The sequence below is a fragment of the Bradyrhizobium sp. LB8.2 genome, assembly GCF_040548035.1.
Lineage (GTDB): Bacteria > Pseudomonadota > Alphaproteobacteria > Rhizobiales > Xanthobacteraceae > Bradyrhizobium.
Genome location: NZ_JBEPQV010000024.1, coordinates 51,812 through 64,134, shown reverse-complemented (window position 1 = coordinate 64,134; position 12,323 = coordinate 51,812). Strand labels below are relative to the sequence as shown.

The window sequence follows — 12,323 nt, the reverse complement described above, 5'->3', positions numbered from 1 at the left end:
CGGACGGCCTACGGCTTTCCGGCCTTGGCGTTGTCCTTGGCCACGTTCCGGACCAGGCTGTGGATGAAGCCGAGTTTGGCGACCACCGGAGGCGAGAGGATGAAGGGATAGAGATCGCGCATGCCCATGGCGCGGTTGACGCTGTTCATGGCGAAGGTGAAGGGCAGCCATGCGTTGACGATCGCCTCGACGTCCCTCGCCTCATAGGGGTTGAAACGGATGCGCGTCGTCAACTCCCCGTCGCGATCGACCTTGGGACGCACCTCCATACCGAACTCGCCAGCCATCTCCAGGCTGTCGACGATGTGCAGATAGTGCGCCCAGGTCTCGGCGAAATCCTCCCAGGGATGCGTGGTCGCATAGGCCGAGACGTAGGTCTGCTGCCAGTCCGATGGGGCGCCCTCGGCATAGTGGCGCTGCAAGGCCTGGCCGTAATCGACGGAATCGTCGCCGAACACGGCGCGGCATTCGTCGAGCTTGCCGCCGTCGCGCACCAGCACGTCCCAGAAATAGTGCCCGACCTCGTGGCGGAAATGCCCAAGCAGCGTCCGGTAGGGCTCGCCCATCTCGAGCCTGCGCCGCTCGCGCTCGATGTCGTCAGTCTCGGTCAGCGCGATCGTGATCAGGCCGTTGTCATGGCCGGTCAGGATCTTCTCCCCGCTGTTTGGATCGTCGGCGAGGAAGTTGAAGATCAGGCCGTGCTCGGGATTGTCCTGCCGGGTCTGGAGCGGCAGCTTCCAGCGGATCAGGGAATAGAACAGCCGGTGTTTCGCCACCTCCAGCTCGCGCCAGCCTGCGAGTTGCACCTGATCCGACAGGTCCGGCACGATACCGTTGTGGCGGCAGGTGCGGCAATAGCCGGTGGTATCACCTGAATCCGTCAGCCAGTTACAGGAATCGTACTCGGCATTGCTGCACAGCATGCGGCTTTCGCCCTTGTTGGCCAGCGTACTCCAAGTCCCACCTTGAGAAGTCCCACCTTGAGAAGTCCCACCTTGAGCCTCCCCGTCGGGTTCGATCGCCGACATCGTCTCCTTCTCCGGCAGAAACGCGACGCGATGGCCGCAGCGTTCGCAGGCGCGGTTCTCGAAATAGAGGACGTTGTCGCAGGCCTGGCAGACAAAGAGCTTCAAGCTTTAGCCTCTTCGGAAAGGGAGTTTTGGGAATGACAGTTGTGGCGCCTCGCGGATACGCGCCCGTAGGCTCATCGTTCCAATGTTCGGAACAAATAGCCAGCCGTGGCGTGCATTCATACCCGCTGCACTGCATTCGGTGGCGCCTTTCCTTTCATATTCCCTTTTGAGCAATGGCCATCACGCTTCGTCTGTGTGAATATCGGTCCGGCACGTGCGCTCACGCATCACAACGGCCAACGCCTTGAACGATCCTTTGCCCGAGACCATTGCCGCCGAAAGGCTGCGCCAGCACCTGGAAGATGTCGCGCGCGAGCGCGACAATGCCTATCGTGCGCTCCAGGAGCGCGAAGCGGAACTCGCGCGCATCCAGCGCATCGGCAAGGTCGGTGGTCTCGAGGTCGACTTCCGCGAAGGCTTCAAGAACCGCCGTTCGCCGGAATATCTGCTGCTCCACGGCCTGCCGGCGGAAGCCGCCGACGAGTCACACGAGGAATGGGTCAATCGCATTCATCCCGACGACCGGGACGCCGCGGTGAAGCACTTCCTCGATACGCTGGCCGGCACCAGCGAGGACTACACCGCCGAATACCGCATCATCCGTCCCAGCGACTGCGCGACCCGTTGGATCCGCGTCGTCGCCAAGTTCGAGCGCGACCGGGACGGTCGCGCGATCCGCCTCGTAGGCGCCCATATCGACGTCACCGCCCAGGCGCTCGCGCGTGAGACGCTGCGCGAGAGCGAGGAGCGCTTCCGGCTGATCGCCGACAGCGCGCCGGTGCCGATCTGGGTCACAAAACTCGACCGCACACGGTCGTTCGCCAACCAGGCCTATGTCGATTTCGTCGGCCTGCCCTACGACCAGGCGATTGCCTTCGACTGGCGCAAGGTGCTGCATCCCGACGACCTGCCGCACGTGCTGCAGCAATCGGTCCAGGGCGAAACCTCGCTAAAACCATTCGTGCTGGAAGCGCGCTACAAGGATTCATCGGGTGAATGGCGCTGGCTGCGCTCGGAGTCGCAACCGCGCTGGGACCCGACCGGCAAGCACATCGGCTTCATCGGCGTCGCCCACGACATCACCGCCGCCAAGCGAGCCGAGATCGAGCTGCGGCAGCTCAACGAGACTCTCGAAGAGCGCATCGCCGAGCGGACCGCCGAGCTCGAATCCAACGAGGCGCGACTGCGCGCGATCCTGGAGACCAGCAACCAGTATCAGGGGCTGGTCAATCTCAAGGGCGAATTGCTCTATGCCAACAACACCGTCCTCGATGGCATCAAGGCCCGCTCCGCGGACGTGATCGGCAAGCCGTTGTGGGAGACGCCCTGGTTTACCGGCACCCACGGCATGAGCGCGATTGTGCGCGAGGCCTTCGATACCGTGCTCAAAGGCGAAGCTGTGCGGCTGGAGATGCGCCTGCGCCTTCCCATCGGCGAGCGCGATTTCGAGTTCGGCATGCGCCCGGTGCTCGACCGCCACGGCAACATCACCGGCGCGGTGCCCGAGGCTGTCGACATCACAGAGCGCCGCCGCGGCGAGGAAGCGCTGCGGCAGTCGCAGAAGATGGAGGCGATCGGCCAGCTCACCGGCGGCGTCGCGCACGACTTCAACAATCTGCTCACCATCATCCGCTCGGCCACCGATTTCCTGCGCCGCCGCGAACTGCCGGAGGAGCGCCGCCGCCGCTATGTCGACGCCATCTCCGACACCGTCGAGCGTGCCTCCAAGCTGACCGCACAGCTGCTGGCGTTTGCGCGCCGGCAACCGCTCAAACCGCAGATCTTCAACGTCGGAAGCCAGGTCGAGGGCGTCGCGCAACTGGTCAGGCCGCTGGTCGGTGGCCGCATCGAGATCGTGGTGGAGGTTCATGATGCCGACTGCTTCACAGTCGCCGACATCGCGCAATTCGAGACCGTGCTGATCAACCTCGCCATCAACGCCCGCGACGCCATGGACGGCGAGGGCCGCCTCACCATTGCCGTGCGCAAGGTTCTGGGCATCCCTCAGCTGCGCGCCCAATCAGCGCGCGGCGGCGACTATGTCGCGATCTCGGTCGCAGACACCGGCAGCGGCATCGCGCCGGAAAATATCGAGGCCATCTTCGAGCCGTTCTTCACCACCAAGGAAGTCGGCAAGGGCACCGGCCTCGGCCTGAGCCAGGCCTTCGGCTTCGCAAAGCAGTCCGAGGGCGACATCGCCGTCGCGAGCACGCATGGCAAGGGCACGACCTTCACCATCTATCTGCCGCAGGCGCAAAGCCCCGCGACAGACAAGGAAGCCGCGGCGCTGACCAATGAGACCGCGGCCACCGGGCGCGGTTATCGCGTGCTTGTGGTGGAAGACGATGACGAGGTCGGCCGCTTCTCCACCGAGCTACTGGAAGACCTCGGCTATGTCGTCCGCCGCGCCGCCAACGCCAATGGGGCGCTCGCCATCCTCGGCGAGAACGAGTTCGCCGTCGACCTCGTCTTCTCCGACGTCATCATGCCCGGCATGAACGGCGTCGAGCTCGCCGGCATGATCCGGGAGCGTTATCCGGGCCTGCCCGTCGTGCTCACCTCTGGCTACAGCAACGTGCTCGCCGAGAACGCCCATCGCGGTTTCGAGCTGATCCGGAAACCGTATTCGGTGGAATCGCTATCGCGCATTCTGCGCAAGGCGATCTCGGAGAAGCTGTCGGTGACGCGGTGATCTCTCGTCGTCCCGGCGAAGGCGGAGTGTGTAGCCGATGAAACCCGCCCTCCTCTCCGCCTGGCAGATTTGGGCGCTGCTCTCCGCCTGCTTTGCGGCGCTGACTGCGATCTTCGCCAAGGTCGGCATCGAGAACATCAATCCGGATCTCGCGACATTCATCCGCACCATCGTGGTGCTGCTCGCCTTCTCGGTGCTGCTGTTCTTCACTGGGCAGTTCGCCGTGCCGTCGGAAGTCTCGTCGAAAACCTGGCTGTTCCTGGTGCTGTCGGGGCTTGCGACCGGTGCGTCCTGGCTGTGTTATTTTCGCGCGCTGAAGCTTGGTCCCGCCACGCTGGTGGCGCCGATCGACAAGCTCAGCGTCGTGCTGGTTGCCCTGTTCGCATTCGCCTTTCTCGGCGAGCGTCCAACGACCCAAGGCTGGGTCGGCATCGCCATGATCGGCGCCGGCGCGGTGCTGCTGGCGGTCAAGTTTTGAGGAGCCGTCCGATCCGCGGAACCAGGCAGGCACGACAAGGTTGCTGCCGGGGCTGATTTCAGCCTCGATCGAGAGACCGATGTCGAGCCAAATCCCCGATCAGGCAAGACGTGCCGGCCGCGCGCTGGATGCGGCGAACTTCTTCCTCGCCGACGTCCGCGACGGGCTCGGCCCGTATCTCGCCGTCTATCTCCTCACCGAGCAGCACTGGGACGAAGCGCATCGGCCTTGTCATGTCGATTGCGACGATCGCCGGCATCGTGGCGCAGACGCCGGCCGGTGCACTGGTCGATGCAACGCGAGCCAAGCGGCTGGTGATGGTCGTCGCCACCATCATGGTGACGGTCGCCTCGCTGTCGCTGCCGTTGTTCCCAACTTCCTGCCGGTCGCCATCTCGCAAAGCATCGCGCAGGCTGCCGCGGTGGTGTTTCCGCCGGCGATCGCCGCCGTCTCGCTCGGCATCTTCGGCCATGCCGCCTTCACCCGGCGGATCGGCCGCAACGAGACATTCAATCACGCCGGCGCGAGCCTCGTCAGCATTCTTGCGATCCCCGCCCGCGCCATCAACCACGATCTCGCTCGCGGGCTGCACGCCCCCGACGCGAACGAGCAGCCCGAACATGCCTCCGGCCTCAGCGTGCTCCTGACCTGTCGTCCGCTGCTGATCTTCGGGATCTGCGTCCTGCTCTTTCATCTCTCCAACGCTGCGATGCTGCCGCTGGTCGGACAAAAGCTCGCCTTGCAAGACGAGAACATGGGCACCAGCCTGATGTCGGCCTGCATCGTCGCGGCGCAATTGGTGATGGTGCCGTTCGCGATGCTGGTGGGGGCGAAGGCCGACCGCTGGGGCCACAAGCGCTTTTTCCTCGCCGCGCTCCTGATCCTGCCGCTTCGGGGAGCCCTCTATACGCTCTCCGACAATCCGTTCTGGCTGGTCGGCGTGCAGCTTCTCGACGGCGTCGGCGCCGGTATTTTTGGTGCGATCTTTCCCGTCATCGTCGCCGACCTCATGCGCAACACCGGCCGCTTCAACATCGCGCAAGGTGCGGTCATCACCGCCCAGAGCATTGGCGCGGCGCTGTCGACGACGCTCGCCGGCCTCGTCGTCGTCGTCGCGGGCTACAGCGCCGCGTTCCTCATCCTCGGAGCTGTTGCAGCGATCGGTGCCATTATCTGCGTTGTCGCCTTGCCCGAGACGCGGCAATTCGCCGATGGCGCCCCGCGGGCGCAGGGGAAGACAGCGGCGCCGGCATCAGTTATCGCTGCCGAATGAATCGACCTCTCATCAAGGATTGAATGTGCCGACCGAGCCGCATGACGCCATCTGGGCCTGGAGCATCATTGCGCTTGCGACCGCAGGCGTCATCATCCGCCCCTTGCGCCTGCCCGAGGCGATCTGGGCCGTTATCGGCGCAGCCGCGCTGGTGCTGCTCGGCTTATTGCCCTGGCAGGACGCGCTGACCGGAATCGGGAAAGGCGTCGACGTCTACCTCTTCCTGATCGGCATGATGCTGATCGCCGAGCTGGCGCGGCTTGAAGGTCTGTTCGACTATCTCGCCGCGCTGGCGGTGGAACATTCCGACGGCTCGCCGCAGCGGCTGTTCCTGCTGATCTACATCGTCGGCACGTTCGTCACCGTCCTGCTCTCCAACGACGCCACCGCGATTGTGCTGACGCCGGCCGTCTACGCCGCGACGCGTGCGGCCGGCGCAAAGCCGCTGCCTTATCTCTTCGTCTGCGCCTTCATCGCCAACGCCGCGAGCTTTGTCCTGCCGATCTCCAACCCCGCCAATCTCGTGGTGTTCGGCGCGCGCATGCCGCATCTGACCGAGTGGCTGCGCCTGTTCGCCCTGCCCTCGGCGGCTTCGATCCTGCTGACCTATGTCGTGTTGCGTCTCACCCAGCACCGCGCACTGAAGGAAGAGACCATAGCGCGCAACGTGCCGCATCCAACGCTCGGCCGCGGCGGCAAATTGACCGCCGTCGGCATCGTCGCGATCGGCGTCGTGCTGGTCACGGCATCGGCGCTGGACAAGCAACTGGGCCTGCCGACCTTCGTCTGCGGCGTGGTGACAGCCGCGATCGTGCTGCTGGTCAGCCGGCAATCGCCGCTGCCCGTGCTGCGCGGCGTCTCCTGGAGCGTGCTGCCGCTGGTCGGCGGGCTCTTCGTGATGGTGGAAACGCTGATCAAGACCGGCGTGATCGGGCAGCTCAGCGCACTGCTGCATGAAGCTGTCGGGCAATCCGTGACGAAGGCCGCATGGAGCGTCGGCATTGCCACCGCGATCGCCGACAACATCGCCAACAACCTTCCCGTCGGCCTCGTTGCAGGCTCGGTCGCCGCCAGCGATCATTTGCCCGCGCCGGTCGTCAGCGCCATCCTGATCGGCGTCGATCTGGGACCTAATTTATCGGTGACCGGTTCGCTCGCCACGATCCTTTGGCTGGTCGCACTTAGGCGTGAGAAGATCGAGGTCGGCGCCTGGCCGTTCCTCAAGCTCGGCATGCTGGTGACGCCGCCGGCCCTGATCGCGGCCTTGGCCGCCGCGATCAGGTAACGAGCATGATCTGGAAAAGTGGGCAGCGGTTTTCCGACAAGATCATGCTTAAAGCAAAAGGCTGAAGCGCGATGAAATCATCGCGCTTTGCCGTCAGTCGTTCTCGTAGCCGTAGACTTCCGGCAGGATGAAGATTGCGGCGAGCAACCCGATCAGCGGGAAGATCGCGACGAACAGCGTGGCGCCGGCCTGCCCAATCGCCGCGAACAACGACGGGAACAGGAAGATCGCGAGGAACGACGGCAGCTTCACGAACATGTAGGCGAAGCCGCTGGCGGTGCCTCGATATTTCGGTTTCGCGACCATGGTCGGGATCGTCATGCAGTTCGACGCGTCCCAATAATGGCCCCACAACATGGCGCCGGCCGCGAACGGCAGCAGGATCGTGTTGTTGGTGTAGAGCGCGAAAGCGGCGACCAGCAGCGAGGCCAGTACGATCGAGAAGCCCGCGATCGCGATACCGCGATGGCCGATCCTCGGCGTCAGTAGCGGCCCGACCCAGCCCGACACCGCGGCAAAGCAGAACAGCCCCATCGTCACGAGGTTGTTGCCGAGCACGCTCGACACGCCCACCATCACGAACAGCACCGGCAAATAGAAAGCGAAGGTCGAGAACTCGCTACCCTGGGCGAAACAGGCGATCCAGCCGTAGATCGTCGCGCGCCAGCGGATCGGATCCTTCTTGAGGTCCGCGATGAAGGCGCTGGTGCTGACCTTCGGCATCACCACGTCCTGGTCCGGCAGCATGGCAAGATCGTCATTGAACATCTCGCGCGCCACCTTCTTGGCCTCGCGGAAGCGCCCCTTCTGCACCAGCCACACCGCGGTCTCCGGCACGTCATGGCGCATGATCAGGATGATCAGAGCCGGCACCGCTCCGAGGCCCAGCGTCACGCGCCACAGCATCTCGTGCTGGATGTCGAGCAGCAGGAAGATCACGATGACGCCGATGGTGAGGACTTCACCGACGGCGAACATGAACTGCCAGCGATTGCCCATCACCTCGCGCTCACCCTTGGCCATGGATTCCATGATGTAGGTGTAGCCGGTCGAGATGTCGGAGCCGAGCGGAATGCCGAGCAGGAAGCGGATCACCACGAGCCAGCCGACGCTGGGCACGACGGCCTGCGCCAGCGCCAGCACGATGAACATCACCATCGTGATCAGGAACATCACGCGGCGTCCGATCTTGTCGGACAGCCAACCGCCGAGCAGCGCGCCGAGCAGGGCGCCGCCCTGCGTGCCGGCCGCAGCCAAGCCCAGCATCAGCGGATCGGGATTGTACTGCTCCTTGATGAAGATCAGCACGAAGGCGATCGAATAGAGATCCCACGCCTCGACCAGGATCGAGGCCATCATCAGCCAGCCGACCTTGTTGCCCTTGGGACTGTAGTTCGTGATGAGGTAACGGACCGCGGCTTCGCTCGCCATCGGTTGTGGCATCGCCATCGTCGACATGCTTGGTCCTCCTGAACTTTTACGTGCCGAGCAGCGGCTCGATGCTGCAATCGAGCAGCCGCGGGTCGATCCCGGCTTCCATGCCCGTGAACATCTCGCCCATGTAGTCGATCAGCGCATCGCTCGCCTTCACGGCGTCCTCGACACGACGATTGGCAACCGCATTGAGAATAGCCAGATGATGATCGATTGTTCCTGACAGCTCCGCCTGCCCCGGCATGAAGCGGTGGTGGATGTAGCCGATGCGCCGATACAGCGTGTGCAACGGCCGCAGCGTATGCACCAGAAACGGCTCGCCGGCCGCGTCCAGGACCAGCGCGTCGATGCGGCGATCGATGCTGTTGAACTCGTCAAGGGTCAGGCTGGCGCGGCGCTCGCGCAGCAGCCTGTCGATGTGCAGCGCCTGATTGCGGTGCGAGAGGCTGGCGCGATCGGCCGCAAGCCGGATCACGAAACGCTCCATGTCGCGGCGCAAAGCCAGCAGCATGCGCTCGCGCGCCAGATCGATCGGCGCAATGTGCAGACCGTGGCGCGGGCGGATGATGATCAACGTATCGGCGGAGAGACGATTGACGGCGTGATGCACCGGTGTGCGGCCGAAGCCGGTGATGTGCTGCAATTCCAGCATCGTCATGAACTGGCCGGGCTTGAGCTCGCAATGGACGAGGAGCTCTTCGATCTTCTGATAGGCCAGCTCGAAGAAATTGAGGCGGTTGCGGCGGGAGGGCTTGCCCTCGCCGTCGTCGTTCCTCACCACCTTGAGCGTGCGCTTGCGCGTTGCCATGTCGTCCCTCCCCCCGGCCCGCGCAGTCGTTGAAGAGCGGCGCCTTGCTTGTGATATCCTTAAAACATGTTGTGATATATTACAACCAGGCGTAAGATTCCGTCCGTGCCCGCACCATGCTGCGGTGCAGAATGACAACAGGACGGCGCTGCGCGCGCCCCGCGATGGGAGGAGTATTGCCGTGCAGATCACGTCGATCGAGACGCTGCGCACCGAGGAATTCTCCAACGTTATCTGGGTGCGCGTCCACACCGACACGGGCATGATCGGTCTCGGCGAAACCTTCTACGGCGCCGGCGCGGTCGAAGCGCAGATTCACGACACCTTTGCCGGCCGCCTGCTCGGCCGCAATCCGCTGCACATCGAGGCGATCCATCGCGACATGCTGAACCTGCCGATGGCACAGTCCTCGACCGGCGTCGAATATCGCGCGGCCTCGGCGATCGACATCGCGCTGTGGGATCTGTTCGGCAAGGTCTGCAATCAGCCGGTGCACCAGATGCTCGGCGGCCTCTGCCGCGACAAGCAGCGCATCTACAACACCTGCGCCGGCACCCAATACGTCCGCTCGACCAATATCAGCCCGGTCGCCAACTGGAATCTCGGTGCTTCCAAGAGTCCTTACGAGGATCTCGACGGCTTCATGCACCGCGCCGATGCGCTCGCGGAAAACCTGCTGGAGAACGGCATCGCCGCCATGAAGATCTGGCCGTTCGATCCGGCGGCGCAAGAGAACAAGGGTCTCTACATCACCGCCGCGCAGATGAAGCAGGCGATCGAGCCGTTCGAGAAGATCCGAAAAGCGGTCGGCGACAAGATGGAGATCATGGTCGAGCTCCATTCGCTCTGGAACCTGCCCACCGCCAAACAGATCGCGCGCGCGCTCGAGCCCTACAAGCCGACCTGGTACGAAGACCCGATCCGGATGAACTCGCCGCAGGCGCTGGCCGAATATGCCCGCTGCACCGACGTCTGGGTCTGCGCGAGCGAAACGCTGGGCTCGCGCTTCCCCTACAAGGACATGCTCGACCGCGACGCCATGCATGTGGTGATGGCGGATCTGTGCTGGACCGGCGGCCTCACCGAGGGTCGCAAGATCGCGGCGATGGCCGAAACCTATCACCGGCCCTTCGCACCGCACGACTGCATCGGCCCGATCGGCTTCATCGCCGCCATCCACATGTCGTTCAGCCAACCCAACACGCTGATCCAGGAATCGGTGCGCGCCTTCTACAAGGGCTGGTACAATGAGCTCGTCACCACCATGCCCACGATCAAGGACGGTTTTGTCTATCCGATGGAAGGGCCCGGCCTCGGCGTCGACCTTCTGCCCGCCGTATTCGACCGCTCCGATCTGACCGTGCGCCGTTCCAACGCCTAGGGATATTTGAGATGAGCACCGCCCTCTTCGACCTTTCCGGCCGCACCGCGCTCGTGACCGGCTCCTCCCGCGGCCTCGGCCGCGCCATCGCAGAGGGCATGGCCAAGGCCGGTGCCAGGATCATCGTCAACGGCGTCGATCCCAAGCGCGTGGAGCAGGCCGTCGCCGAATTTCGCGCCGCCGGCCACCAGGCCGAAGGCGCCGCTTTCAATGTCACCGACGAGCCCGCAATCGTCGCAGCCTTCGACGGCTTCGACAGACAAGGCATTGCGGTCGACATCGTCGTCAACAATGCCGGGATCCAGCACCGCAAGCCGCTCGTGGAGTTCACCACCGACGAGTGGCGCAAGGTGATCGAGACCAACCTCACCAGCGCCTTCGTGATCGGCCGCGAGGCGGCCAAGCGCATGATCCCGCGCAAGCACGGCAAGATCATCAATATCGGCTCGCTCGGCAGCGAGCTCGCGCGTCCGACGATCGCGCCCTACACCGCCGCCAAGGGCGGCATCAAGAATCTGACCCGATCGATGGCGGTGGAATGGGCCCAGCACGGCATCCAGGCCAATGCGATCGGCCCCGGCTACATGCTCACCGACATGAACGAGGCGCTGGTCAACAACACCGACTTCAATAGCTGGCTGATGGGCCGCGTCCCCTCGAAGCGCTGGGGCAGACCGGACGAGCTGGTGGGCGCCGCGATCTTCCTGGCGTCCGACGCCTCCACCTATGTCAACGGCCAGATCATCTATGTCGATGGCGGCATGATCGCCGCGATGTGATCGCGAAGAACCAAGGAACGAACCCATGCGCGCCGTCGTCATTCACGCACCGAAAGATTTGCGGATTGACCTCTATCCGGATGCAGCACCCGGTCCGGGTGAAGTCCGCGTCAAGATCGCGAACGGCGGCATCTGCGGGTCCGATCTGCACTACTATCATCACGGCGGCTTTGGCGTCGTGCGCATCCAGCAACCGATGGCACTGGGGCACGAGATCGCCGGCGTGGTCGCCGATGTCGGTGACGGCGTCACCAACGTGAAGTCGGGCACCCGTGTCGCGATCAATCCGAGCAAGCCGTGCGGGCGGTGCCTGCATTGCCAGGAAGGCATGCGCAACCAGTGCCTCGACATGCGCTTCCTCGGCAGCGCGATGCGCTTTCCCCATGTGCAAGGCGGCTTTCGCGAGTTCGTCACGGTCGATGCGGCGCAGGCCGTGCCCATCGCGGACAAGCTGTCGCTGGCGGAAGCCGCGGTCGCCGAGCCGCTCGCGGTGTGCCTGCATGCCGGCAAGCAGGCCGGCCCCCTGCTCGGCAAGCGCGTGCTGATCACCGGCTGCGGCCCGATCGGCGCACTGATGATCCTGGTCTCGCGCTTCGGCGGCGCGGCCGAGATCGCGGTTACCGATGTCGCGGAGGCGCCGCTTGCGGTCGCGAGGAAGCTCGGTGCCACTCACGCCATCAATGTCGCGGCCGATGCCACGGCGCTTGATCCCTGGCGCACCGGCAAGGGTGTGTTCGACACGCTGTTCGAAGCCTCGGGCAACCAGGCCGCGCTGCGCACCGCGCTCGACGTGCTCAGGCCCGGCGCCACATTGGTGCAGCTCGGCCTCGGCGGCGAGATGACGCTGCCGATCAACTCCATCGTCGCCAAAGAATTGCAGCTGCGCGGCACCTTCCGCTTCGATCCCGAGTTCGAGCTTGCGGTGCGGCTGATGGGCGAAGGCCTGATCGACGTGAAACCGGTGATTACGGCGACGATGCCGTTCGAGAACGCGGTCGCGGCATTCGAGCTCGCCAGCGACCGCTCGCAGTCGATGAAGGTGCAGCTGACCTTCTGAAGC

Annotated in this window: 9 protein-coding genes and 1 pseudogene; 7 read left to right on the top strand and 3 right to left on the bottom strand. The window is 64.4% G+C overall.

Annotated elements, in window-relative coordinates; all coding sequences use genetic code 11:
• Positions 1–8 precede the first annotated feature (8 nt).
• Positions 9–1,133 (bottom strand): zinc-binding metallopeptidase family protein, encoded by a 1,125-nt coding sequence (locus ABIB06_RS26045; RefSeq protein ID WP_354052191.1) that lies wholly within the window; start codon positions 1,131–1,133, stop codon positions 9–11.
• A 214-nt stretch (positions 1,134–1,347) separates the two neighbouring features.
• On the opposite strand from ABIB06_RS26045, the gene ABIB06_RS26040 reads away from it, so the two are divergent.
• From ABIB06_RS26040 to ABIB06_RS26025, 4 genes and pseudogenes are all read left to right on the top strand, one after another.
• Positions 1,348–3,825 (top strand): PAS domain S-box protein, encoded by a 2,478-nt coding sequence (locus ABIB06_RS26040; RefSeq protein WP_354052189.1) that lies wholly within the window; start codon positions 1,348–1,350, stop codon positions 3,823–3,825.
• A 37-nt stretch (positions 3,826–3,862) separates the two neighbouring features.
• Entirely contained in the window at positions 3,863–4,303 is a 441-nt protein-coding gene (locus tag ABIB06_RS26035) for an EamA family transporter (RefSeq protein ID WP_354052187.1), read from the top strand.
• Between the two features lie 79 nt (positions 4,304–4,382).
• A pseudogene (locus ABIB06_RS26030) lies at positions 4,383–5,576 on the top strand (MFS transporter).
• Positions 5,577–5,601: 25 nt separating this feature from the next.
• Positions 5,602–6,861 carry an arsenic transporter gene (locus tag ABIB06_RS26025; RefSeq protein ID WP_354052185.1) on the top strand — a complete coding sequence of 420 codons (1,260 nt, stop codon included), beginning with the start codon at positions 5,602–5,604 and terminating at the stop codon, positions 6,859–6,861.
• 93 nt (positions 6,862–6,954) lie between these two features.
• Here the strand turns inward: ABIB06_RS26025 and ABIB06_RS26020 are convergent, their stop codons facing one another.
• Positions 6,955–8,319, bottom strand: a complete 1,365-nt coding sequence (locus tag ABIB06_RS26020; RefSeq protein ID WP_354069341.1) for an MFS transporter — start codon at positions 8,317–8,319, stop codon at positions 6,955–6,957.
• A 19-nt stretch (positions 8,320–8,338) separates the two neighbouring features.
• On the bottom strand, positions 8,339–9,103 hold the full coding sequence (locus tag ABIB06_RS26015; RefSeq protein ID WP_247340773.1) for a GntR family transcriptional regulator: 765 nt from the start codon (positions 9,101–9,103) through the stop codon (positions 8,339–8,341).
• Positions 9,104–9,284: 181 nt separating this feature from the next.
• On the opposite strand from ABIB06_RS26015, the gene ABIB06_RS26010 reads away from it, so the two are divergent.
• Genes ABIB06_RS26010 through ABIB06_RS26000 form a run of 3 tightly spaced genes read left to right on the top strand, consistent with a single transcriptional unit; the run spans position 9,285 to position 12,320 of the window.
• On the top strand, positions 9,285–10,484 hold the full coding sequence (locus ABIB06_RS26010; protein WP_354052181.1) for a mandelate racemase/muconate lactonizing enzyme family protein: 1,200 nt from the start codon (positions 9,285–9,287) through the stop codon (positions 10,482–10,484).
• Positions 10,485–10,495: 11 nt separating this feature from the next.
• Positions 10,496–11,263 carry an SDR family oxidoreductase gene (locus ABIB06_RS26005; RefSeq protein ID WP_354052179.1) on the top strand — a complete coding sequence of 256 codons (768 nt, stop codon included), beginning with the start codon at positions 10,496–10,498 and terminating at the stop codon, positions 11,261–11,263.
• Positions 11,264–11,288: 25 nt separating this feature from the next.
• Positions 11,289–12,320 (top strand): L-idonate 5-dehydrogenase, encoded by a 1,032-nt coding sequence (locus tag ABIB06_RS26000; RefSeq protein ID WP_354052178.1) that lies wholly within the window; start codon positions 11,289–11,291, stop codon positions 12,318–12,320.
• Positions 12,321–12,323: the final 3 nt, after the last annotated feature.

Bases quoted from the DNA above. Each gene is read 5' to 3' on its own strand.
- ABIB06_RS26015 (WP_247340773.1), bottom strand. From the start codon at position 9,103: ATGGCAACGCGCAAGCGCACGCTCAAGGTGGTGAGGAACGACGACGGC.
- ABIB06_RS26000 (WP_354052178.1), top strand. From the start codon at position 11,289: ATGCGCGCCGTCGTCATTCACGCACCGAAAGATTTGCGGATTGACCTC.
- ABIB06_RS26005 (WP_354052179.1), top strand. From the start codon at position 10,496: ATGAGCACCGCCCTCTTCGACCTTTCCGGCCGCACCGCGCTCGTGACC.
- ABIB06_RS26035 (WP_354052187.1), top strand. From the start codon at position 3,863: ATGAAACCCGCCCTCCTCTCCGCCTGGCAGATTTGGGCGCTGCTCTCC.
- ABIB06_RS26020 (WP_354069341.1), bottom strand. From the start codon at position 8,319: ATGTCGACGATGGCGATGCCACAACCGATGGCGAGCGAAGCCGCGGTC.